The organism is Fibrella forsythiae, from assembly GCF_017353175.1.
In the GTDB taxonomy this organism is placed as follows: domain Bacteria; phylum Bacteroidota; class Bacteroidia; order Cytophagales; family Spirosomataceae; genus Fibrella; species Fibrella forsythiae.
This window is the reverse complement of sequence record NZ_JAFMYW010000006.1, coordinates 443,250-467,264: the sequence shown is the minus strand read 5'-3', so window position 1 is coordinate 467,264 and position 24,015 is coordinate 443,250. Positions and strand designations below refer to the sequence as shown.

Genomic DNA, 24,015 nt, shown 5'->3' with positions numbered 1-24,015 from the left:
TTTTGGCAAGCAGCTATTCATGCAAGAAATGGATGAGCAAGTTGTTAACAGAGTCAGCTTCCTCGTGTTGTACCCAATGCGTGGCCGATTCAATGAAAACCAGCCGTCCGTTCAGGCAGAGGTCAATGCTGGGTTGGGCCATATCGCGGAGCAGAAAAGCATCCCGGGATCCCCAAATCAATAGGGTTGGTACGGTGATCTGAGCGTGAGCCGGTAGGGGAGGGTGGTGTTGCGCCAATGCCCGATACCAGTTGATCATGGTCCGGAACGCTGTATCGCCCGTTGGGCCGGTTTGCGACCAGGCTTTCCGGTACGCATCAAGATCGGTATCTGCGAACGTACCTGGCCGGCTGGTTCGTTGCAAGGCACGGGTCATCAGCCACCAGTTGCCGCGTTGGCTGAGCCATTCAGGTAACCACGGAATCTGAAAAAAGCCCGCATACCAGCTACGCACCAGTTGACGGGGGCTTTTGTTCAGGAAGCGATGCATCACGGCGTAGTGTGGTACGTTCAGGCAACTGAGCCTGTGCAACCGGTCTGGGTACGTTGCCGCCAGCCACCAGGCTACAATAGCGCCCCAGTCGTGTCCGATAACGGTAGCTTTTTCGCGGCCCGCCTCATCGATTAGACCAACCACGTCGGCAACGAGCTTATCGATCGTGTAAGCACGAATGCCCACCGGTTTATCGCTCAGGTTGTAGCCGCGCTGGTCAGGTGCCCAGACCCGGAAACCAGCAGCGGCCAGCGCGTCGATCTGTGCTCGCCAGCCGTACCAGAACTCGGGGAAACCGTGTAGCAGTATAATCAGCGGCCCATCGACGGGGCCTTTTTTCACGACATGAAGTCGAATACCATTGGTTTCAACGAGGCGGTGTGTGGGCATACGCGTGATGAGCAACCAGGCGGTCTAACAGGGTATATGTATTTTCAGAAATCAGGCGTCAGTCTGCCGGAAAATGCCTACGCGTAAAGTGTAACCAGCTCATTTGCACAACGTTCACCATCCATGGCAGCAGAAACGATGCCGCCCGCATAGCCTGCCCCCTCACCACAGGGAAAAAGCCGACGTACCTGTACGTGTTCGCAGGTATTCCGGTCGCGGGGGATGCGTACGGGCGACGAAGTACGGCTTTCGATGCCGATCAACTGAGCCTCATTGCTAACGTACCCACGCATCTTCTGGCCAAAATCGCGAAGGCCCTGGCGCAACGGCTGAGCAATATGAGCGGGTAACACATCACGCATATCGACTGATACCAGACCCGGCTGGTAGGAGGTGGGCAGCAACGATGGCGAGATTCGACCAGCCACAAAATCGGCCACTCGCTGGGCGGGTGCCCGTTGCGATAGTGATCCGTCTGGAGCGCTGGCTACGACACAGGCGCGCTGTTCTACGGCCTGTTGCAGCATCAGTCCGGCTAGCGGTCCATGCTGGGTATATGGTTTCAGGTCGGCGTCGGTGATGGCTACGACCAGACCGGAGTTGGCAAATTTCGAGTCGCGACGCGAGGGCGACATGCCATTGACAACCAGTTCGCCGGGCGCCGTAGCCGACGGGACGATAAAGCCGCCGGGACACATACAAAACGAAAAAACGCCGCGCTCAATCCCGTTGAACTTTGTCTGCGTAACTAGGCTGTAGGAGGCCGCAGGCAGGTAGTTGCCCCGGCTGGGCGCGTGGCCAAGATGGTACTGCAGGTTATCGATCAGTGCCTGCTGGTGCTCAATCCGGACGCCCATCGCAAAGGGTTTTGCTTCGATGAGTACGTCACGCTCGTGCAACAGATGGAATATGTCGCGGGCTGAGTGACCGGTTGCCAGAATGACGCCTATACCGGTGAATTCGCGCCCGTCGCCCGTTATTACACCACGCATTTGATCACCTTCCAGAAGTAGATCAACCACTTTCGTATCGAAATGAACCTCGCCACCTGCGCCCAGAATACGCTCGCGCAGGGCTGTAACGACGCTGGGCAGTTTGTTGGTGCCGATGTGTGGATGCGCATCAACCAGGATCTGATCGGTGGCTCCGTGGGCAACCAGAATCTCCAGAATTCGCCGAATATCGCCGCGCTTACTTGATCGGGTGTACAACTTCCCGTCTGAATATGTACCTGCACCGCCTTCACCGAAACAGTAATTTGACTCGGGATTAACCGTATGGTCTTTGTTGATCGCCGCCAGGTCACGCCGTCGTGTTCGAACATCTGAACCGCGTTCCAGCACAATAGGCTTTACTCCTAACTCAATCAGCCGTAGTGCCGCAAACAGGCCTGCCGGGCCAGCCCCCACAATGACGACTGATTTTGCCCGGCTCACAGTCGGGTACGTTAACCCATGCCGGAGGAGCGGCGGCGGTGATTCGCCCTCGTACACGTCAACGTCGACATGTACTTTGGTTTGCCGACCCCGTGAGTCAATCGACTGGCGGCGTTTTCGCACCACCACATCGGGCGTATCGGAAAGGTGTAATTGGTTGATAACGAGTGTTCGAAAGGCGTCTTCGTCGAGGCCCTGCTCGGGTAACAGGGTCAGGGAAAGTGTATGCAGCATGGTTGATCTGGCCAGTGTTTATCTGGCAACGTACCTGCAAATTTACGGAAAAGGACCGTGTGAAACGTAAAGGGAAAGCTGGTGAGGAAAGGGGGTTTTATCAGCGCAGACCGGCCATTTAACAATCGTTTAATAGACACTGCTTAAACCACCAGGTTATATATCAATCTATTCGTTAACAAACCAATTGATAGACGTTATGAAAGCTCGTAGATCTGCACTGGCAGCCATCGGCTGTGCTTTTTTGCTACTTGGTTCGCTATCTGGCTGCGTGGTTCGGCCGGTAGCTAGTCGGCCTGCGCCGCCGCCCGCACGGGTAGAAGTGATTCCCGCCGCGCCCAGAGGCCGGTATGTATGGTCGCCCGGCTACCACCGCTACCGTCGGGGAGGGTATGTGTGGGTACCGGGTCGTTATGTTCGGGTTCGGTAACTGATAAACAGGTATGCGGCTCGGCGAAAAACTGTGGTTTCTTTTCGAACGTTATTCTCCGTGGCAGGAATTGGGGTAATTGATGCCAAAAAAGCATCTTGCAGCGTAACAAGCCCCTGCCTTTGGGGGTTACCCCGGTATGCAAGCACAACCTGTTCCGACCTCGACCCGATTGAAAGCTGACTCGTATGAGTCGCCCGATTTTTACCAGATCGACGATTTGCTCACCGCCGAGCAAAAGCTGGTGCGCTCGGCCATGCGCGATTTTGTGAAGCGGGAAATCACGCCGATCATTGACGATTACGCGCAACGGGGCGAATTTCCGGCGCATATCATTCAGAAATTTGCGCAAATCGGTGCGTTTGGAGCCACTATTCCAACAGAATACGGTGGCGGTGGGCTCGACTATATCGCGTCGGGATTGATGTTGCAGGAAATTGAACGCGGTGATTCGGGTATGCGGTCGACGTTATCGGTACATAATTCGTTGACGATGTACCCGATCCTGACGTTTGGGTCTGAGGAGCAGAAGCAGAAATACCTGCCCCGTTTGGCCAAAGGTGAGCTGATTGGCTGCTTTGGCCTCACAGAAGCCAACTACGGGTCGAATCCTGGCGGCATGCAGACGAACTTCATCGAACGGAGCGATTATTACTTGCTCAATGGTTCCAAACTCTGGATCACTAACGGCCCCATTGCCGATCTGGCAGTGGTTTGGGCCAAAAATGAGCAGGGTAAAATAAAGGGTTTGCTGCTCGAAAAAGGGATGGAAGGTTTTACCACCAACGAGATTGAGCGGAAATGGTCGTTGCGGGCCAGCCGGACGGGCGAGCTGATTTTCAACGATGTGAAAGTGCCCAAAAGCCAGATGCTGCCCGACGCCAGCGGCCTGAGAGCACCCCTCGACTGCCTCGATCAGGCGCGCTACGGTATTGCCTGGGGGGCGGTTGGCGCGGCAATGGATTGCTACGAAACGGCCCGTAAATACGCGTCAGAGCGAATTCAGTTCGACAAGCCGATCTCTGGCTTCCAACTGATCCAGAAGAAACTGGCTGAAATGCTGACCGACATTACCAAAGCGCAGCTTGTTTGCTGGCGGCTGGGTACGTTAAAAAACGGTGGGGCGGCCACTACCGCGCAGATTTCGATGGCCAAACGCGACAACGTCGACATGGCCCTTCGCGTGGCCCGCGAGTGCCGGCAAATTCTGGGCGGTATGGGTATCGTGGGCGACTATCCGATCATGCGCCACATGATGAACCTCGAATCGGTGGTTACCTACGAAGGTACGCATGATATTCACCTGCTGATCATGGGCGCTGAGATCACCGGCGTAGCTGCTTTCAAGTAGGTACGTTGCCGTTATTTCTCAACGCGTTTCAGCCATTCGGTCAGTACTACCTGTAAGGCTGCTGCTTTGGCTGCTACCTCATTCATGCCTGTGAACGATATGGTTCGGCGACCATCCTGGTAGGCTCCTTCCAGTAGCCCTGCCGGATCAGGAAGGCTGGCTGCGCCTGGCAAAACAAGCATGACACGACCTTTATGCAGGTTGAAAACCGCCATATCCCGTTTGTATGCCTTCGGATCGAACGGTTTCATCTCACCGGTGTAGTAAAAGCCCGGATTATTCCATTTGATCTGCTCGCCAATAGTGGGGTCGGTCTGTAAAATGATTTGCCGCAGCGTTTCAACCAGTCCCCCAATTTCAGGGGCGAGTTGGGCAATGTAGTCAGTAACCCGCTTCTGATCAGTGAGGGGCGACGTTGGTTTCATGCTGATGCCTTCCGGTTTCGGGTGTGGTCAGGCCTACAAATTCACGGTAGCGTCTTCGTCCAGCCAGACGTGGGCATCGGGCAGGGTCTGAAAAATGCTGGCCGGGCACTGTTCCGTAACGGGCCTGTTCAGGGCGGTGTGCATAATGGCCGCTTTCCGCGTGCCACTGGCCATCAGAACAGCCTCACGGGCGTTTGTCAGGTAGTGTAATCCGAGCGTAATACCTTGACTTAGTGGTGTTTCCTTTGTGAAATATTTCTGACCAACGGTCTTCGTCGATTCAGCCAGATCAACCACGTGCGAACGGAGTGTCCAGGACGTACCTGGTTCGTTCAGGGCAATATGGCCGTTCTCCCCAACGCCCACGAGCATCAGATCCAGGCCGCCCAACCTGTTGATCACCTCATCGACGCGCTGGCATTCGGCCTGAAGATTGGCGGCTGTGGCATCGAAATACGTAATCTGCTCGGGTCGGATATGCGCGGGAGTAAACAGATCACGGTACAGAAAATAAGCGCATCCGCCAACGTCTTCCGATGTAAACCCGACCCATTCATCGAGGCCGATAAACTGGCATTGGCTGAGGTCAAGCTCGCCGGTACGTACCTGTTGTGCCAGCAGTTTGAATGTACCTTCCGGGGTTGAACCGGAGGCAATACAAATAACGGCATTCGGCTTTTGGCGAATGAGGGAGGCGATATACTGGGCGGCATGGGCCGAAAGGGTCGCGTAATCGGGGAAGGTTCGCAGGTTCATACCGGTAAAAGTACCGGCCATAGGCTGGTATCCTGTCGCAAATCGAAAATTTTCGCTGCCTCCGGCCGTACTTTTGTTGAACCAGTAAACGCACTATACATGCTGACCCACCTAACGCCCGAAGGCAACCCCGCGATGGTTGACGTAGGGGCCAAATCTGTTTCCAAACGCACCGCCAAAGCGCGTAGCATCGTCACGCTCGGCGAAACTATTTTGCAACATCTGGAAGGCGGCGATATCCAGACCCGGAAAGGCCCTGTTTTCCAGACTGCCCGGATTGCCGGTACAATGGCTGCCAAACGGACCGACGACCTCATTCCGCTCTGCCATTCGCTGGGCCTCGACGGATGCTCGTTCGATATTCGAACGGAAGGTGCCGACGTGTATATCGAATGTACGGTGTCGGTAGAAGGGAAAACGGGCGTTGAGATGGAAGCACTGGTCGGTGTATCTGTAGCTGCCCTGACCGTGTACGACATGTGCAAGGCGCTTTCCCACGACATCGTCATCCGCGAAACGCGCCTGCTCGAAAAGACTGGTGGCAAACGCGATTTTCGCCATGAAGACTGATTGTCAATCGGCCGATAACGTACCTCAGGCAGACGTACCTGACGTGTATGGACTGGTGTTGATGGGCGGACGAAGTACCCGCATGGGAACAGACAAATCGGCGCTGGTTTATCATGGCAAACCCCAACGGGAACACCTGACGGATTTACTGACCCCTCTTTGCAAGCGCGTATGCTGGTCGGTAAACGAAACGCAGTTTGCAAGACTGGCTTACAGTGAAAAGTTGTTGGACAACTACCCCGAAACCGGGCCGTTGGGTGGGCTCCTCACGGCATTTGACACGTACCCGAACGTAGCCTGGCTTGTTGTTCCGTGTGACCTGCCGGATCTTGACTCAGGTACGTTGCAAACTTTATTGGCAAACAGGAATGCAGATAAGCCCGCCACTGCTTTCTGGGATGTTGACCACGCTGGCCCTGAGCCATTGGTGAGCCTTTGGGAGCCGTCGGCTGGGCCGCTGTTACATAGCTGGTTTCAGTCTGGAAACCGTAGTCCCCGCCGTTTTTTGTCAACACACGCCATTACGTGTATAGACCTACCTGATGCCCACGCGTTCGGTAATGTGAATGACTGGGATGAGTATGAAAAAAGGAGCAGCAGGCAGTAGTAATTAGCAGGCGTTGCTACAGGGCAACTAGTTGTGAAGTAGCACCCGCTAACTGCCATAGCCAATCACCATTACTCGTCCTCTACTTTCCGGACCAGAATTTTGTCGATCCTGTTTTTGTCCATATCGATGATTTCGAACTGGAACGACTGCCACCGGAAGGTTTCGCCTTCTTTCGGAATATCTTTCAAAATATGCAGCGCAAAGCCGCCGAGCGTGTCGAAATCCGTGAAATCCCGACGCGCCTGAGTCGATAACGTAATGTCGAAGTGCGATAAAAAATCGTCGAAAGGCAACGACGCGTCAACGAGATAGCTGCCATCTTCACGCTGATGGACGTCGTCATTCAATTCGCTGGTGTCTGAAATGTCGCCAACTAGGGCATCCAAAATGTCGTTGAGCGTCACGATTCCGAGCACTCCGCCATACTCATCCACGATGATACCAACGTATTGCCGCCGCTCCCGGAAGCGCTCCAGCACCTGATAAGCGCGGTTGTTTTCGGGCAGAAACAATACGTCTCGCTTTAATTCATTCAGGCGGGTGAGCTCCACATCGAGGTCGGTACCCAGGAAATCTTTCGAGTAAACCAGGCCAACAACTTCATCGACGCTGCCATTCACCAGCGGATAAACCGCGTGCCGATACTCCAGAATCTGCTCTTTGTTTTCGGCGGGGTCAGCTTCCAGATCAAGATAAACGATGCTCTGCCGATTGGTCATCAGCGACGTGATTTTCCGGTCGCCGAGTTGAAAAACGTTTTGAACAATTTCGTGCTCAATCTCTTCAATAGCTCCGGCCGTACTGCCTTCCTGCACCAGGCTTTTGATCTCTTCTTCTGTAACAGCACTTTCGTTTGGCTTGATACCCAGCAGTTTGATCAGTAAGTCGCTTGAAAAGGTGAGCAGAGCAATGAACGGTGCGGTGGCTTTGGATAGAATCTCCATCGGGGCGGCCATGGCTTTGGCAATCCCTTCCGGATTCGATAGCCCGATGCGTTTGGGCACCAGTTCACCCAACACCAGCGAGGTGTAGGTCAGGGCCAGAAGCACGCCGACAACGGCAATACTGTGCGAATAAGGCGCGAGCACGCTGACTTTGGCCACCCAGGCCTGAAAATCGGTTGTAATCTTATCGCCGGAAAAAATACCGAGCAGGATCCCAATCAAGGTAATTCCAATCTGAACGGTCGACAGAAAGCGGTTGGGCGAGTTGGCCAGGTCGAGGGCCGTTTGCGCACGGCGGTCGCCATTTTTGGCTGCACTCTCCAATTTAGATCGGCGCGACGATACCAGCGCTATTTCCGACATCGAGAAGATGCCGTTTAAAATCGTCAGCACCAGAATTATAAGTAGCTCCACGTAGTAGACAATTGTCCTGTTTGCAAAAATAGCATAACAATCGGGGCCGCAAAAGGTGAAGGGTTCGCTATTTTTGCATGATTTACGGGCAAAAAGACCCTCCTTCGTTTTCCATGATCGTATTTATCGACGACCGCCCTGTGCGGCTCACGGGTTCAAAAAAAGGGGACAAGCTCGCCCGGATAGCCGATTTCGACCGGGTGGTAGACGCTCGCCTTGAATCACTCAAAGCGGAGTCGCTCTATGGCCACCTGCTTTTGCTAAACGCCACGCCCGCCACCTCCGAACGTCTGATCGGTTTGCTGGAAGAGGCTGACATCAGCGATTTATTGTCGGTAACGCTGCAATGCCTCGACAGAGATGCCGTTGAATCGCGCATCAAGAGCTTATACAAAGTGGTGAAAGCTGCTGGTGGCGTGGTTACGCACGACGGTCGTATGCTCCTGATCTTCCGGCGCGGTGTCTGGGATTTGCCGAAGGGTAAACTCGACGACGGCGAGTCATCGAAAGCTGGTGCTGTGCGTGAAGTAGAAGAAGAGACCGGGGCTGTTGTGGCGCTGGGTGAGAAAATCTGCACGACCTACCACACCTACACGCTCAACGGTAACCGTATTCTGAAGCGCACGAAATGGTACCAGATGAGCCTGGTTGATGATGCCGGGCTTGCCCCACAGGCAGAAGAAAACATTGAAAAAGTAGCTTTTATGGAGCCCAAACAGGCGCAAGTTGCGCTGGCTGGGTCGTTCAGTTCCATCCGCCACGTGGTTGAACAGGCGTTGCTTGCCAAACAACCGAAGGCCTAACCGGTAAATGCAGGAAAAGGCGGCTATTACCAATCTGGTAACAGCCGCCTTTTCCTTTGTCTTACAACCGGATCCGGCAGGCTTACGCATCAACGACCGCTGTAAATTCAATCTCGACCAGGTATTCGGGACCAACTAGCTGGCTGATGCCGTACATACCGGTTGTGGGTTTGATCTGGCTGAAAAACTGGCCGTGTGCCCGGGCGATATCGTCGAAGCGGCGAATGTCAGTGGTGAAAATGCGGGTGCGCACCACGTTCTCCAGGCTGGCACCGGCTTCTTCCAGCACTTTGCCAATACGCTCAATGATGTTCACAGTTTGGGCATAGGCGTCATCAGCCTTTACCGTTTCGCCGTCGATGATGGCTACCGTTCCCGATACTTCGACAAGGTTACCGACGCGGATGGCCCGGCAATACCCAACTTTATCTTCCCAGGGCGAACCGGAGAGAATGGTTTGTTTCGTCATGATTTACAGTATGAAAGTGCCAAAGATAAGCGGGTAACCCACTCGCTAAATGGTACTCCGATTGGTCAGGTACGTTGTTTCCGTAACACCAACCGGGAAAACTTCCCTATTTTTGAGCCAAACACCTATTTGTCGTATGGCCAGTACTGCCCGACCCCTTTATCAGCAACTTAGCCGTAACATCACCGCCTACCCACCCGAAGAGGCTCGGGAAATGGCGTTTATGCTGCTCGACCATTATTTCGGCCTGCGAAAAGCCGATGTTCTGGCCGACCGTGCTTTGCCCACCAATCGCACAGAACCAGACTGGTTCAGGATCATTGAACGCCTTAACCGTCAGGAGCCAATTCAGCACGTGATTGGTACGACAATCTTCTGCGGATTAGAGTTTGAAGTCTCTTCCGACGTGCTTATTCCCCGCCCCGAAACCGAAGACCTCATCCGCCTCATCATGCACGACTTTGCCGACATGACAGAGCGCCCGGTGCGGGTAATCGATATCGGAACGGGAAGTGGTTGCCTGGCCGTGACGCTGGCGCGGTTCCTGCCTCAATCAGACGTAACGGGGTGGGATGTGTCGGAAGAAGCGCTTACAACGGCTCGTCGCAATGCCGAAACGCTTCAGGCAGACGTTAATTTTGAGATTCAGGATATCCTGAACGTACCCGCCGATTCAGTTGGTTTGTTCGATTGCATCGTGAGCAACCCGCCCTACGTAACCCGTTCCGAAGCAGCACACATGGATCGCAATGTGCTTGATTATGAGCCAGATGTTGCCCTGTTTGTGGATGACTCCGATCCGCTGATCTTCTACAAGGCCGTAGCTGATTTTGCGGTTACACACCTGTCTGAAACCGGAATTTGCTACGTAGAAATCAACGAGCGGTTTGGCGATGCCACCAAGGCCGTCTTTGATGAACGAGGCTTCACCAGCGTGCAGGTATATAAAGATATTCACGGCAAAGACCGCAGCGTGCGGGCGGCTAAAAAATAGTTTACTGTTTTCAGTTTGCTACGGTCCGCCGCCCGGTCTGCTGTTGCCTTACATAAAGCAACATTAGTCGGGAGCAGAGCATCAGAAAACGGTAAATAGAAAACGGTAAACTCCTTCTATGTCCTACCATTCTCAAATTAATCAGGCGCGTATCGAAATCGGCAAGGTCGTAGTGGGGCAGGACCGGCTGATTAACCGGTTGCTGATTGGCCTCTTTACGGGCGGGCATATCCTGCTCGAAGGAGTTCCCGGGTTGGCCAAAACGCTGACAATCAACACGCTGGCCAAAGTACTTCAGCTTGATTTTCAGCGAATCCAATTCACGCCTGATCTTCTTCCTGCCGATCTGATCGGGACAATGATTTTCAATCAGCGGACCGCCGATTTTGAGGTGAAGCAAGGACCCGTTTTCGCCAATCTTATTCTGGCTGATGAAATTAACCGGTCGCCAGCCAAAGTTCAGTCGGCGTTGCTGGAAGCCATGCAGGAGAAACAGGTAACCATCGGTGAAGAAACCTTTATTCTGGATCGGCCATTTCTGGTACTGGCTACTCAGAACCCGGTTGAGCAGGAGGGAACGTACCCATTGCCCGAGGCCCAGGTTGACCGGTTTATGATGAAGGTATTCGTTGATTACCTCACTAAAGATGACGAGCTGGAAGTGATGCGGCGCATGTCGAATATGAATTTCGACTACGAAGTGCAGCCAATTCTGGATAAAGACGATGTATTCGCCATTCGTGATGAGATCAACCGGGTGAATATTTCGGAATCACTGGAACGGTATATCATCGAATTGGTTTTTGCTACCCGCCGCCCGCTTGAATACGGCCTCCGCGATGAGGCCCGGTATATTCAGTATGGGGTATCGCCCCGGGCCAGTATCCACCTGAATCTGGCAGCGAAGGCGGCGGCCTATTTTGATCAGCGGGATTACGTATTGCCTGAAGATATCAAAGAAGTTTGTCCTGACGTCTTCAATCACAGGGTGTTACTAAACTATGAGGCGGAGGCTGACGGAATCGCATCGCTACAGGTAATTGACTCGATCTTGCGGAAGGTGGCTATCGGATAGCGCGGCTAAAAGCATTTTTCCCACACCATTTTAGCCGATTCCTGGGCGCCTAGCCTACGTTTGAATTCCATCAGTCCTGGTTTTGCCAGCCGGTACTCATCAACCGAAACTCCCAGGTCGAGCAGGGTAATGTTTTCCTGTTGGCAATACGAATAGAGCCCGTCTGTGAGTAACACCGCCGGACTGAAGCTACGGTAGGCCATATTGTCGGCAGGCAGAAAATTATAGAGAATATCCTGACGAACGCGCACGGCTACAGTAAGCGCCGCAATGGTTGAACCATCACGAACAACGAAGACCGGGTATTGATCAGGAAATTGTTGCAATAGGTACGTGAGTCGTTCAACGGAAATGGTGAGCGGATACCCCTGCTGGTTTCTGCTCTGTTGAATGAACTGGATCACCTGCTGAACAGGGGGGGCTACCCAGCGAGTAACGTCCAGATTAGCCTTTTTACATTTGGCCAGCCGTCTGCGCTCCGATAAATGCATGCGAGGGGCTAATGGCTCGCCGGTTACGTCAAGATGGAAATTAATCAATTGATCGGTTACTTCATACGCTCGTCTTTCCAGTTCATAGGCTAGCCTGCCCGCCTGTTGGGGAGCATAACAATGCGGATAGTTGGTGAGGCGGAGAACGGGTAACCCCAACTGATGCACCTGGCTCTCAAGTGAATCGAGCAGATCAGTCAGGGCGCGCTCCGGCAATGCGCTGATGAACTCAACCGAGCCAAACGGAGCAAGTTTGGGGCTGATAGCCAGCTCATTGTCGACAAAGACAGCGCACCGGGCATCGGCCAGGTGAGTAGCGGTATTTAACGCTGTGAGTAAGTGAAACGAACCATTATCCTGCTGCCGTAACTGGTCTTCTTCGTTAAAGAAAAAGCCCGGCTCGCTGAATATGGGAATTGGTCGTATGAAGCCAGGGTAATGTGTTTGTATTCGATGCATACCGGTAGATAAAGCATCACAAATATAGACTGTTTCTGATGGCTGATATACAAAAGGCAAGGGGGAGTATCGCTCGGGTAAGAAATCTACTTTATCCGGCTAGTAGCTAGTTGTTACATTTTGGCACGATTTTAGTTGACACCCATCACAAGAACCTGTAAATGTGCGATTTTTATGATAACTGGACTTATTACTCCAGCCAGGTACGCTTGTGCCTGTCTTGGCGCGATTGCCTGCTCAACGGCGCCGCGTTATGTATTCAGTTCACTGATAGTTATTGGTTTATCCCTACTCGGCCATACTGCATCAGCGCAGGTTAGCGGTACTGTTTATCGAGACTACGACCGGAATGGTCAGCATTCGGTAACGGCGCCTACTGAGTTGGGTGTAGGCGGAATTCTGGTAAGCGCCTACCTCGACGGAATCACCCAGCCTTTGTCGGCGACCACTGCGGCAGATGGTACATTTCATTTTTCGTCCGGACAGATTGCACCTGGAATGCAGGTACGTTTAGAGTTCGCCGGTCGTCCGCTTTACACCTATGATTCGCCGAGTTTTACCGCTGGCAGTGATGTCCAGTTCGTTAGGGCTCCGGCATCAATAGCCTACGGGCTGAGCGACCCGGCCGACTACTGCCAGGCGTCGCCACTTTTGGTAACGCCGGTATATCAGACAGGTGCCCTGAAAACGGGGCCAGGTACGTTGCTGTCGTTTCCCTTTACGGCTGAAGGGCAGCCCACTACCATTCAGGAAATGCCCAGCCAGATCGGCATGAGCGCTGACCTTGGTACGGTATGGGCAACGGCGCTGCAACGGCAGAGCAACAAGCTGGTAAGTGTTAGTTTTCTGAAACGTCATGCCGCACTGGGGCCACTTGGCCTGGGGGGTATTTATGTTACCAACCCCACTTCCGCCACATCCTCCGCGTATGTCGATATAAGTTCATACATAAATCTGGCTTCTCCATCCGACCTGACTGCCCTATCCGCCCGATCGTTTCCGCAGTCATTCAGCACAGCTACTGCCGATGCGGCTGCCTTTCCGCTTGTCGGGAAAGTGGGTCTGGGCGGAGCTACCTTCACGCCGCGTGAAGACCAGTTATGGGTCGTTAACCTGTATGAAAAATCGTTGGTGAGTATTAACGTTGGGGCACCGCTTCGGCCGGCAAACACGCTGACTCCCGATGCATTTACGAGCTATACCATTCCGCAATCGCTGACAACGGGCGTCAACCGGCCCTGGGCCGTAACGTATTATCAGGGTAAGCTGTATGTTGGTGTTGTCAACGACGCTTCAGTCAGTCGCAAACAGGCCGACCTCCGGGCGTGCGTGTATGTTTTCGACCTGACAACCAACACGTTCAATACTACGCCCGTGCTGAATGTGCCCCTTGGCTACCGGAAAGGCTGGGCTGTTGCAGGGGCCAATGCTGCTACTTCATTGGGCGAATACTGGGAGCCATGGAGTGATTCATGGGCTGAGTTTTCAACCAATATTCTGAACTCAGCCACAGTCCCACAAATTGCCCGCGTTGTTCGACCTCAGCCGATTCTATCGTCAATTGGTTTTGATGCGAACGGCGCAATGCTGATCGGCCTGATGGATCGCACCGGTCACCAGACATCGCGGAACCAGCTTGCGCCAACAGAAACCTCACCTTCACCCACGACCGTATACAGCGGTTATACGGGAGGTGATATACTACGGGCAGCCCTCTTCAATGGAATGTACCTGCTGGAAGCCAACGGTTCGTCGGGATCAGAGTCGGGTTGCGGGGTCGATAATGGTCAGGGACCTGTCTATACCGGACCCGGTAATACAACAATGGCCGGCGAATTTTACTGTAACGACCAGTTCTCTACGCTAAATCAGGAGACGTTTGCGGGTTCGGTACTAAGTAATCCAAGCCTCGACAATCTGTTTGTCACCCTGTTCAATCCGCTCACGACTTGGTCTGGCGGAACAGCCTATTTCGATGCGAAAAATGGTGATTTGCTGCGCCGTTACGAAGTGTACCGGGACGAAACCAGCAGCGTATTAACTGCACCCCGTTCTACGTTTGGGGCATCTAACGGAGTGGGTCAACTCAACGCCCTTTGCGAAGCCCCTGCCGTATCGATTGGAAACCGGGTATGGGTCGACGTGAATGGAGATGGTGTACAGGACCCGGCAGAACCTCCTTTAGCCGGCGTTAAACTATCGCTATACTCGGCTACTGGGGTCAGGCTGGCAACCGTAACGAGTGATGCACAGGGCCAGTACAGGTTTCAATCCGGCCCGACCCTGGTGCTAACCTATAATACGCCCTATTTTATTGTTGTTGGCTCTGACCAGACATCACAGCAGTTCAACACGACAAGCAATTTGCTGACGGTTAGCAACAAAACCTATCAGCTGACAGGCTGGAACCAGGGAGTAGGCACAAATGCATCGTTGAACGATTCAGACGCGTTTTTATTGACAGGTTCTAGCACCGCCCCCAATTTGAATGGCTTGCCCGTTATGCAATTTCAACTGAGCTTGCCGGGGCAAACCATTAATTCGCTTGATCTGGGTCTTCAGGACGCTACGCCTTGTAAGCCAGCCTGTTTGCCCATAACCGCTCAGCGAATTCGGTAAAGATCAGGTACGTTCCCTACTTCATTAACTGCTGATAAACGACTTGCAGAATTCCGTCTTTCAACCCTAAATCAGGAACGGCGATGTCGGTAGCTCCGGCCCACTGCATCGCCGAAATGTAGATCTGAGCAGCGGGAACAATCACATCGGCGCGGTCGGCGTTAAGGCGCAGCTTGTTGATTCGATCAGCCAGGCTAAAGCCGGCTATGTAATCACGCATCCTGATAATTTCGGATAATGTCGTCGTTGTATCGCTCGTTTTAGAAACCAGGTTAAATAATTTGCTGATGTTTCCCCCCGTTCCAACGGCTACAACGGGCTGGCTTCGGTCAACGTTATCGGCGATCCAGGATTCTACTTTAGCCCAGGTACTCCGCATGTCTTTCCCTTCCAGTAATCGGACCGAACCAATTTTAAAGGATCGGGATGCCAGCTTTTTCCGGTTTTTGTAGACGTTCAGTTCGGTGCTGCCTCCGCCTACATCGATATGCAGCGTTTGCCGTTCGTCGAGGGCCAGCACAACCACATTATTGATCAGTTCCGCTTCTTTCTGCCCGTCGATAATCTGAATCGGAACGCCCGACCGAAGCTTGACCAGATCAACCACTTCGCGGCCGTTGGTGGCTTCGCGAATGGCCGATGTGGCGCACGCCATAAAGGCCTCAACCTCATGTAATTCCATCAATAGTTTATAGGCCTGCATTAGTTTCACAGTGCGCTGAACGCTCTCTGTAGTCAGGGCACCGTGGGTAAATACATCGTGCCCTAACCGAAGCGGAAAGCGGACATATTCGACGCGTTTAAAGCTAACCACTTCATCGTTGGTCAGTACGGTCGAAATTTGCATGCGAGCGGCGTTGGAACCGATGTCAATTGCAGCCAGTTTCACTAGAGTATATAAGTTTGTGGGTCAACAGGGCCATACGTTACTTTGTACGGGCTGCGACACGGCTAGAAAATAGAGTAGTAGACTACAGGAGTCCACTCTGTTGAACAGGCGGCAAAACTACGGTGATTTCACCATTGTTCGGACAAGACCCAGTAAAGCGTATTTTTGTATTTTTCCGGGTCATAGCCTTTTGCTGTTGACTTATTTCACGAAAAAGTTGTCTTCTCTTGCAGCACATTACCGACCTCCTTCAGCAGCGTATTCTCGTTCTCGACGGTGCCATGGGCACCATGATTCAACGGTATGACCTCACCGAGGCCGATTACCGGGGCGAGCGCTTCCGCAATTTCCCGCACGATGTGAAGGGTAATAACGACCTCCTGTCGATTACCCGGCCCGACATCATCCAGGAAATCCACCGGCAATATTTTGAGGCAGGCTCCGACATTGTGGAGACCAACACCTTCAGCGGTACCCGCATTGCCATGGCTGATTACCACATGGAAGAGCTGGTCTACGAACTGAACTACGAATCGGCCCGGATTGCCCGTGAGGTAGCCGACGAGATCACTCGCCAGAACCCTGATAAGCCGCGCTTCGTGGCCGGGGCCATGGGACCCACCAACCGTACCGCCAGCCTCTCGCCGGATGTGAATAACCCCGGTTATCGCGCTGTGACGTTCGATGAACTGGTAGATGCCTACTACGAGCAGGTGTACGGGTTGGTGGAAGGTGGTTCGGATATTCTGCTGGTCGAAACGATTTTCGATACGCTCAATGCGAAAGCTGCCTTGTTCGCCATCGACAAGTATTTCGCCGATAAAGGTATTTCGTTGCCGATCATGATTTCCGGCACCATCACCGATGCATCAGGCCGTACCCTGTCTGGGCAAACCACCGAAGCGTTCCTGTATTCGGTATCGCATTTGCCCCTGCTGAGTGTTGGTCTGAACTGTGCATTGGGTGCTGAACCCATGCGGCCTTACATTCAGACCCTCTCGAAAGAAGCCCCCTTCTTCGTGTCGGCCTATCCGAATGCGGGTTTGCCGAATGAATTTGGTGAATACGACGAAACGCCGGAAATGATGGCCACCCAGGTGGAAGGTTTCATGCGCGACGGCTTCATCAACATCATCGGCGGTTGCTGTGGCTCTACACCCGATCACATTCGGGCTATTGCCGAAATGGCGGGTCGTTTTCAGCCCCGTCAGAAACCAACGCCGGAGCCGTATCAGAAACTGAGCGGGCTGGAACCGCTAAAAATTACGGAGCTGACCAACTTCGTGAATATTGGCGAACGTACGAACGTAACCGGCTCCAAAGCCTTTGCCCGGCTTATCAAAGCGGGCGACTACGAAGCGGCGTTGGCCGTTGCCCGTCAGCAGGTTGAAAACGGCGCGCAGGTGATCGACGTGAACATGGACGAAGGCATGCTCGATTCGGCAGAGGTGATGACAACGTACCTGAACCTGATCGCTGCCGAACCCGACATCGCCCGTGTTCCCGTGATGATCGACTCCTCGAAGTGGGAAGTGATTGAAGCGGGTCTGAAATGCGTGCAGGGTAAAGCCATTGTCAACTCGATCTCGCTGAAAGAAGGCGAAGAAGCTTTCATTGAGCGGGCGAATCTGGTGAAGCGTTACGGAGCTGCTGCTGTGGTAATGGCGTTTGACGAACAGGGACAGGCCGACAGCTACGAGCGTCGGATCGAAATCTGCGAACGCGCTTACCGGATTCTGGTCGATAAGGTTGATTTTGCCCCGCAGGACATCATCTTCGATCCAAACATTCTGACGGTTGCTACGGGCATCGACGAACATAATAATTACGCCGTTGACTTCATCAACGCCACGCGCTGGATCAAGGCGAACCTACCGTTGGCGAAAGTAAGTGGCGGTGTATCGAACATCTCGTTCAGCTTCCGGGGGAATGAGCCCGTTCGGGAAGCGTTCCACTCGGCGTTCCTATACCACGCCATCCGCGCCGGTATGGACATGGGTATCGTGAATGCGGGTCAGTTGGGTATCTATGATGATATTCCGAAAGACCTGCTCGAGCATGTTGAAGATGTGTTGCTGAATCGCCGTGACGATGCCACCGAGCGTATGGTGACGTTTGCCGAAACGGTAAAAGCGAAAGGTAAAGAAGTCGTTGTCGATGACGCCTGGCGGAATGGTACCGTGGGCGAGCGGTTAACGCACGCCCTGATCAAAGGCATTACTGAGTTCATTGATGTAGACGTTGAAGAAGCCCGCCAGCAGGCCGAACGGCCACTGCACGTGATCGAGGGACCATTGATGGACGGCATGAACGTGGTAGGCGACTTATTCGGCGAAGGCAAGATGTTTTTGCCACAGGTGGTGAAATCAGCACGGGTGATGAAAAAAGCCGTTGCTCACCTGACGCCCTACATCGAAGCTGAAAAACAGGTGGGCGAAGCCGCCGGAGCCGGTAAAATTCTGCTGGCCACGGTGAAAGGCGACGTGCACGACATTGGTAAAAACATTGTAGGCGTTGTGTTGGGCTGTAACAACTACGAGATCATCGACCTCGGTGTGATGGTACCTACCCAGAAAATTCTGGATGCTGCCCGCGAACACAACGTCGATATCATCGGCCTTAGTGGCCTGATTACGCCCTCATTAGATGAGATGGTGGGTGTGGCTAAAGAAATGGAACGTCAGGGTTTCACGATTCCGCTCCTGATTGGTGGTGCCACAACCTCCCGGATTCATACGGCCGTGAAAATTGATCCGCACTATTCGGGGCCGGTTATTCATGTGCTCGATGCCAGCCGGAGCGTACCTGTGGCTGGACGACTGGCCAGCAACGAAGCCGAAACCCGCGATCTGATATTCAACGAAATAAAGACCGAATATGCCAGGCTCCGTGATGATCATGCCAAGCGCCAGAAAGAGAAAAACCTGCTGACGATCAGCAAAGCCCGCCAAAATCGGGTGGCTATTGACTGGACCACATTCGAGCCTACCAAGCCTACATTCCTCGGAAACCGCTATTTTGATGAATACCCGCTCGACGAGATTGCGAAATACATCGACTGGACGCCGTTCTTCCAGACCTGGCAACTGAGTGGAAAATACCCCGCTATTTTCGAGGATGCCGTTGTGGGCAATGAGGCAAAAAAACTCTTCAACGATGCCAATGAATTACTCGATCAGATCATCAGCGGGAAACTGTTGGGGGCAAAAGCCGTAGTTGGTTTTTATCCGGCCAACGCAACCGAAGACGATGTGCTGATTCACGAATTTGAGGCGGTTACGCGCGAGATTCCCTGCGAACGTCATGGCTCTCACCAGCACGTAGAATACAAGATTAGCCGGGCTCAGTCACAGTCGGAGTTGACACCCGTCAGCGAACTGCTGTTCGATACCAAAACGGTGCTGCACTTCCTGCGGCAACAGAACCAGAAAGCGGCTGGCTTACCCAATTTGTGCCTTGCCGACTTTGTGGCTCCCCTCGAAAGCGGTCATCAGGATTACATCGGTGCGTTTGCCGTTACGGCGGGTATCGGCATCGAAAAACTGATTGAGAAGTATGACCGTGAGCATGATGATTACAACAGCATCATGGTGAAGGCCCTGGCCGACCGACTGGCCGAAGCGTTTACCGAACTGATGCACGCCCGCGTCCGCAAAGAATTCTGGCCCTATGCCGCTAGTGAGCAACTAAGCAACGAAGAGCTGATTAGGGAAAAATATCAGGGAATTCGGCCGGCACCGGGCTATCCGGCCTGCCCCGACCACACTGAAAAAGCAACCCTGTTCGATCTGCTCGACGCTGGCCGGGCCGGTATTGTGCTCACCGAAAGCTTTGCCATGTATCCGGCATCATCGGTCAGTGGGTTCTACTTCAGCCACCCCGAATCGAAGTATTTCGCAACGGGCAAGCTCAACAAAGATCAGATCATCGACTACGCGCACCGTAAAGACATGTCGGTAGAGGACATAGAACGGTGGCTGGCTCCAGTGCTGGCTTATTGATACAACGCTTAACGAGTAGGTAACCACAAAAGGGTTACCTACTTTGGTAGTATGACAGATCGTATAACGTATTCATGTAGAACTGGCTGGGTACGTTCTGCCCTGTTGATTGGGCTCAGCTGTACTCTCTCATGCAGTACAGATGCCATACCTGCCGACACACCCGCCTGCATTCGCGATCAGATAGCACAGATGCAGGCAGCGCCGGTACGTAATCCGCGAGGGAGCGTTACTCAGTATAGTTATAAAGGACGGGCGGTATATTACATCCCATCTGATTGTTGTGACGGGCTCAACGTGTTGCTTGATGCAGACTGTACCGTAATCTGCGCACCAGACGGCGGGTTCTCTGGTAGCGGAGACGGCAGATGCCGCGACTTTTATCAGACGGCTACGGATAAGAAGCTCATTTGGCAGGATGACCGAAAATGAACAGGTACGTCTCTCAACGTGGTGTTACAAAACAGACACTGCTTTTTTGAGCAGCTTTTCTAGCAAGGTAGCTGCTGAAGCGGCCTGTTTGATGGTATCGGCAATGTTAGTAATCGCTGTGGCTGAATCCAGCAGGCCTTGGTTCAGATCAGTCAGTTGCTGATTGGCCTCATCCACCTGTTTAACACCATCGGCAAATTCAGCAGACAAGGCGCTGATGAGCGATGCTCGTAACCGCATGCCCTGAGTAAGCATATTACCCTGCTGAACTGCTGAAAGGCGACCATCGCGGGCAAGGGTGAAGCTTTTCTGGGCAGCACCGGCCAGTTGTTCCGTATCAATCTTTTTCATGGCTGGGTACGTTGCTAAGGGTGGTCTGTTTTGCGTAACTCGTTGATACGCTGCGCCGCTTTCAGAAACAGATCGACCTGGGTTTCGTAGGATAGCACCGACGATTGAAACTGTTGGAATGTAGCCGTCTGCTTTGCCACGCCTACCAGCGATATATGCGCTTTTTTCAACGATCGGAGTACATCGGATGGGCGATTCGTTCGGGTAAGGCGCAGTTGTTCGGCAGCGCGCTGAATTTCATCCAGCCGTTTTTTTAGTTCATCACGCGGAACCGCCTTGCGATTGGCCATGGCATTGTAGGCCACTATCAATTGTGTTAGCTTCTGGTCATCGCCGGTCAGTTGAGCCAGAAAAACGTACTTATCTAAATCCTTTGTCAGGAAATCGAGAATCTGGTTAATGGGCGTTTCACCCTGTAGAATAACCTGCTTTATGGCCTTGTCGCGTTTCTTGATTAATGCTGCTTCGCCCACAACGGCAATCAGGGTAGTCAGGGGGGCGAGGTATGCAGTTGCCTGTTCATCGCCCCGATTATGGGCCAGATCCGAAAAGTTAGTCTGTACGACCTCCAAACTGGTGCCCAACTGAATCAGATTGGTACGAAGCGTTTGTGGAGAATCGTTACCCGCCAGTGCCGAGAGCTGATCGGCATAGGTTGCCAGCTGGCCAATCAGCGCAACCCGCGCCTGAATGGCAACCGGATCAAATGAGTTGGCCAGTAACGGGGTCTCTTTGCCCTGTGCATTCACTTCTTCTACACGCTGCGTCGGGTTGAGCAATAACGTGAGGAAGTATAGATCCCGCTCCTGCTGATTTAAGGCGTTGTAATAAATTGTAATGGCTTTGGTCGCGTCGGCGGTACTTTTCTGAAGCGTGTCGATCGGAGCCTTATATACCTGCTGGCAGGCTGATGAAGCCGCAATCAGATAGCAGGTAATGACAATTGGGAGCAGACGGCGCAGGTGAAATCGTGGCATATGACAAGATACCGGGTTGCCGCCAAACAGGCAGTGCCGCTTCCTAAAAAGTCTATTTTACCATGTTCAGCGCCTCCATTGGTGTGGCCAGTGACAAGGCCTTGCTCTTTGTGGCATCGGCGGGTTGACTAGCGGCTTTGACGGCGGTAGCGCGCCAGGTCTCGCGGTCAATTTCAGAGGTAAACCATTTAGCACCCGCCGTACCAACCAACACGGCCCCCATCAGTTGGCCTATAGTAACGGATGGAGCCGCCTGCGGGACGACCAACGTACCTATGGCATAGTTGGCTAGCGGCCCATACAAACCCCATGATACGCCGGCTGCGGCGCTGCTAACCAACATGTTGCCCAACAAGCCCGGTTTATAAACCGTAACGCCATCTACTTTTACAAATTTCGGTAGTTCAAATCCGCTTCGGTTAATGAGGGCGTTAACAATTCCGCCCATTGTGCCGGCCAAACAGATATAGAGTAGGATAAGCCAGATAGTCATGAGTAGCAGCAGTTCAAGGAATAGATTATAAAGGTCATTCGTGTTGGTTATAGTTGGCTGGTAATACTAGTTCCGATGGCCGAAAGAGCTAGCTTTCGGCCATCGGAGGCAAACTGGCTGGTGTGGATAGAAACCGCCGGAAAGCAGTCAGGATAATGAATTACTGGGTTAAAAGAGAAGGCCGATCCTGTTAAGCAACAGGCTCAAGCATGAAAATTTTCAGCTTTTGTAGCTCAGGACGGGTGATGTGCTCAGAGTGATCCTAAGTTATAACTAAGCCCGAAAAACCACGATCGTTCGGTCATGTCGCGTGTCGGAACGGTTCGGGCACCGGTAGAGCTATACACGTAAGGCTTACCAAGATCCAGCCCGTCATCCAGTCGTTTGACCTTGCCATAGGCTAGCCCGTAGGTGAGGATAAGCCGTTGTTCACGGCCGATCAGCAGACTTCCGCCAACCAAGTAACGGGTTGCAATGTTATTATCGATCATAAAACCACCCGTAAAGGCGAGGTTCACGCGCCAACCAGTTCGTACATAGGCATGAGCTAACGTGATTAAGCCTAACCTGAACTCTCCTTCGTTTCGCTTTGTGATAATATCTTCCGACGTAACCGAGGTAGCACTGGTTAAGCCCGTTGTAGACACACCATTGGTAACGGTCGTGGTTAGGGTCGTTGAGGTGATGGTAGCACTTTTAGCCACCGTCGTGAACGCTTCATCGAGCAGGCCTGTAGCCCCAATGCCCGCACTGAAATCGATCTTAAATCCGCCACTATTCGCTAACGTGAACGTGCGGGTAGCTGCTGGCGCATTTTTACGGTGAATCGTGAAGTTTAGTTCCGAAAGGTCGGCGTGTTGGATTTGAAAGACGGGTATACTTAACACATTGTAGGAGCCTAAAGCTTTATAAGCTTTTTCGATGCGCCCTAGCACATCGTCCGGGATTGCTGCTGATCGGCCTGTTTCAAGCCATTCGGAAAGTGATTTGCCCAAGCCTGCCTTCTCCGCCAACCGATTGAACTCTGCGATATCAAGCTCAACTTGGCATACCGACGGAGCAGGCCGATTAACCGAGTAATTCTCCAACGCTAACGCCAGATTGGTAAAGGTATTTATTTGGTCAGTAGCTGCTGGCCTGGTTCCAGATTGAGCATCTGCCGTGCTACCGGACTTTGGCGTAGATGTGCTGGTTGAGGTTGTTCCAGATGTAGTGGGCGTGAGTAAACGGATAAACCCTTCGCGCCCCTCCTTGTTCATGTCACGAGGTGTATAGGTGACGGTCATGCTGTCGCGGTACGGTTCGAAATTGGTGCCTGTGATCAGGAATGGCTCGTCGATCCGCGGATGTATTGTTTTACGTCGGCCCAGTTTGAGCGGCTTACCTTTCGGCGTGTACATGGTAAATGTCTGGCAGCGAAAATCGTAGCTCATTCGCGGTACACAATTGCCAGCGCAGTTGGCCGAAGGCTTACTAAGGTCGAATGTGACGTTAGGTTTGATTGGCGTGGCTATATTGGTGGTGGGTACTGGCGGAATAATTGACGCTGAGATACAGTCGGTACAGACAACCCGTATCTGGGCAGTTGATGTAATTGGATTGCCAAAAAAAAGTCGTTTAGCCGAATTGAGCTTGATGGCAACAAGTGTATCCCGCTTCAATCCTAATTCAACTGGTGTTAGTTTTTGACCTACTGTGTCGGCCGAATCTTTGAACACTAGTAACGCATATTTTTCAGAATTTGCAGGGTTGGCGTTCGTGAACTGCACCGCCGTTGCCGTTGACGGAATTGCTATACGGGCCGTCGTATTGTCGAGTGAGACTATAACGGTCAGGCTGTTCTGCGCCAGTGCTACATGACTGAACGTGACAAGTAGAAGTAAGTATAATTGCCTCATAGCCATTGGTT

General features: G+C 52.9%; 22 protein-coding genes. 10 read left to right on the top strand and 12 right to left on the bottom strand.

What is annotated here, in order from left to right; all coding sequences use genetic code 11:
• Positions 1-13 precede the first annotated feature (13 nt).
• The gene (locus J2I46_RS20660; protein WP_207330948.1) at positions 14-883 is read right to left on the bottom strand and encodes an alpha/beta fold hydrolase; all 870 of its coding nucleotides are present in this window, start codon (positions 881-883) and stop codon (positions 14-16) included.
• 77 nt (positions 884-960) lie between these two features.
• The gene (locus J2I46_RS20655; protein ID WP_207330947.1) at positions 961-2,553 is read right to left on the bottom strand and encodes an NAD(P)/FAD-dependent oxidoreductase; all 1,593 of its coding nucleotides are present in this window, start codon (positions 2,551-2,553) and stop codon (positions 961-963) included.
• A gap of 199 nt (positions 2,554-2,752) precedes the next feature.
• Here J2I46_RS20655 and J2I46_RS20650 point away from each other — a divergent pair, with 199 nt between their 5' ends.
• A complete protein-coding gene (locus J2I46_RS20650; RefSeq protein ID WP_207330946.1) occupies positions 2,753-2,983 on the top strand; it encodes a YXWGXW repeat-containing protein in 231 nt (76 codons plus the stop codon).
• Between the two features lie 139 nt (positions 2,984-3,122).
• Positions 3,123-4,334, top strand: a complete 1,212-nt coding sequence (locus tag J2I46_RS20645; RefSeq protein ID WP_207330945.1) for an acyl-CoA dehydrogenase family protein — start codon at positions 3,123-3,125, stop codon at positions 4,332-4,334.
• Positions 4,335-4,345: 11 nt separating this feature from the next.
• Here J2I46_RS20645 and J2I46_RS20640 read toward each other — a convergent pair whose 3' ends face one another.
• Together J2I46_RS20640 and J2I46_RS20635 are read right to left on the bottom strand one after the other, a co-directional pair.
• Positions 4,346-4,759: a DUF1801 domain-containing protein gene (locus J2I46_RS20640; protein WP_207330944.1), complete on the bottom strand. Its 414-nt coding sequence runs from the start codon at positions 4,757-4,759 to the stop codon at positions 4,346-4,348.
• A 33-nt stretch (positions 4,760-4,792) separates the two neighbouring features.
• Positions 4,793-5,515 (bottom strand): glucosamine-6-phosphate deaminase, encoded by a 723-nt coding sequence (locus J2I46_RS20635; RefSeq protein WP_207330943.1) that lies wholly within the window; start codon positions 5,513-5,515, stop codon positions 4,793-4,795.
• A gap of 99 nt (positions 5,516-5,614) precedes the next feature.
• Between J2I46_RS20635 and moaC the strand changes: the two genes are divergently transcribed.
• Together moaC and mobA are read left to right on the top strand one after the other, a co-directional pair.
• Positions 5,615-6,085, top strand: coding sequence for a cyclic pyranopterin monophosphate synthase MoaC (gene moaC / locus J2I46_RS20630; RefSeq protein WP_207330942.1), 471 nt, complete (start codon positions 5,615-5,617; stop codon positions 6,083-6,085).
• Positions 6,075-6,692, top strand: a complete 618-nt coding sequence (gene mobA, locus J2I46_RS20625; protein WP_207330941.1) for a molybdenum cofactor guanylyltransferase — start codon at positions 6,075-6,077, stop codon at positions 6,690-6,692. Before moaC ends, mobA begins: the two co-directional genes overlap by 11 nt.
• 71 nt (positions 6,693-6,763) lie before the next feature.
• On the opposite strand, the gene J2I46_RS20620 is transcribed toward mobA, so the two are convergent.
• On the bottom strand, positions 6,764-8,053 hold the full coding sequence (locus J2I46_RS20620; protein WP_207330940.1) for a hemolysin family protein: 1,290 nt from the start codon (positions 8,051-8,053) through the stop codon (positions 6,764-6,766).
• A gap of 113 nt (positions 8,054-8,166) precedes the next feature.
• On the opposite strand from J2I46_RS20620, the gene J2I46_RS20615 reads away from it, so the two are divergent.
• A complete protein-coding gene (locus J2I46_RS20615; protein ID WP_207330939.1) occupies positions 8,167-8,856 on the top strand; it encodes an NUDIX hydrolase in 690 nt (229 codons plus the stop codon).
• An 82-nt stretch (positions 8,857-8,938) separates the two neighbouring features.
• Here J2I46_RS20615 and J2I46_RS20610 read toward each other — a convergent pair whose 3' ends face one another.
• Complete coding sequence (locus J2I46_RS20610; protein WP_207330938.1) at positions 8,939-9,325, bottom strand: RidA family protein; 387 nt, start codon at positions 9,323-9,325, stop codon at positions 8,939-8,941.
• Between the two features lie 136 nt (positions 9,326-9,461).
• Here J2I46_RS20610 and prmC point away from each other — a divergent pair, with 136 nt between their 5' ends.
• Together prmC and J2I46_RS20600 are read left to right on the top strand one after the other, a co-directional pair.
• Entirely contained in the window at positions 9,462-10,319 is an 858-nt protein-coding gene (gene prmC, locus J2I46_RS20605) for a peptide chain release factor N(5)-glutamine methyltransferase (protein ID WP_207330937.1), read from the top strand.
• A 118-nt stretch (positions 10,320-10,437) separates the two neighbouring features.
• Positions 10,438-11,394 carry an AAA family ATPase gene (locus J2I46_RS20600; protein ID WP_207330936.1) on the top strand — a complete coding sequence of 319 codons (957 nt, stop codon included), beginning with the start codon at positions 10,438-10,440 and terminating at the stop codon, positions 11,392-11,394.
• A 5-nt stretch (positions 11,395-11,399) separates the two neighbouring features.
• Here the strand turns inward: J2I46_RS20600 and J2I46_RS20595 are convergent, their stop codons facing one another.
• Complete coding sequence (locus J2I46_RS20595) at positions 11,400-12,344, bottom strand: GNAT family N-acetyltransferase (protein ID WP_207330935.1); 945 nt, start codon at positions 12,342-12,344, stop codon at positions 11,400-11,402.
• Positions 12,345-12,518: 174 nt separating this feature from the next.
• Here J2I46_RS20595 and J2I46_RS20590 point away from each other — a divergent pair, with 174 nt between their 5' ends.
• Complete coding sequence (locus J2I46_RS20590) at positions 12,519-14,963, top strand: SdrD B-like domain-containing protein (protein WP_207330934.1); 2,445 nt, start codon at positions 12,519-12,521, stop codon at positions 14,961-14,963.
• A 16-nt stretch (positions 14,964-14,979) separates the two neighbouring features.
• Here the strand turns inward: J2I46_RS20590 and J2I46_RS20585 are convergent, their stop codons facing one another.
• Positions 14,980-15,852: a Ppx/GppA phosphatase family protein gene (locus J2I46_RS20585; RefSeq protein ID WP_207330933.1), complete on the bottom strand. Its 873-nt coding sequence runs from the start codon at positions 15,850-15,852 to the stop codon at positions 14,980-14,982.
• Between the two features lie 281 nt (positions 15,853-16,133).
• On the opposite strand from J2I46_RS20585, the gene metH reads away from it, so the two are divergent.
• Positions 16,134-19,853 (top strand): methionine synthase, encoded by a 3,720-nt coding sequence (metH, locus tag J2I46_RS20580; protein ID WP_374758099.1) that lies wholly within the window; start codon positions 16,134-16,136, stop codon positions 19,851-19,853.
• Positions 19,854-19,904: 51 nt separating this feature from the next.
• On the top strand, positions 19,905-20,285 hold the full coding sequence (locus J2I46_RS33520; protein ID WP_374758097.1) for a DUF6970 domain-containing protein: 381 nt from the start codon (positions 19,905-19,907) through the stop codon (positions 20,283-20,285).
• A 24-nt stretch (positions 20,286-20,309) separates the two neighbouring features.
• Here the strand turns inward: J2I46_RS33520 and J2I46_RS20575 are convergent, their stop codons facing one another.
• The 4 genes from J2I46_RS20575 to J2I46_RS20560 all read right to left on the bottom strand — a co-directional run bounded on the left by J2I46_RS20575 (position 20,310) and on the right by J2I46_RS20560 (position 24,004).
• Positions 20,310-20,636 (bottom strand): hypothetical protein, encoded by a 327-nt coding sequence (locus tag J2I46_RS20575; protein ID WP_207330931.1) that lies wholly within the window; start codon positions 20,634-20,636, stop codon positions 20,310-20,312.
• Between the two features lie 14 nt (positions 20,637-20,650).
• Positions 20,651-21,613: a hypothetical protein gene (locus J2I46_RS20570; RefSeq protein WP_207330930.1), complete on the bottom strand. Its 963-nt coding sequence runs from the start codon at positions 21,611-21,613 to the stop codon at positions 20,651-20,653.
• Positions 21,614-21,665: 52 nt separating this feature from the next.
• A complete protein-coding gene (locus J2I46_RS20565; RefSeq protein WP_207330929.1) occupies positions 21,666-22,106 on the bottom strand; it encodes a hypothetical protein in 441 nt (146 codons plus the stop codon).
• 251 nt (positions 22,107-22,357) lie between these two features.
• Positions 22,358-24,004 (bottom strand): hypothetical protein, encoded by a 1,647-nt coding sequence (locus J2I46_RS20560; RefSeq protein ID WP_207330928.1) that lies wholly within the window; start codon positions 24,002-24,004, stop codon positions 22,358-22,360.
• Positions 24,005-24,015: the final 11 nt, after the last annotated feature.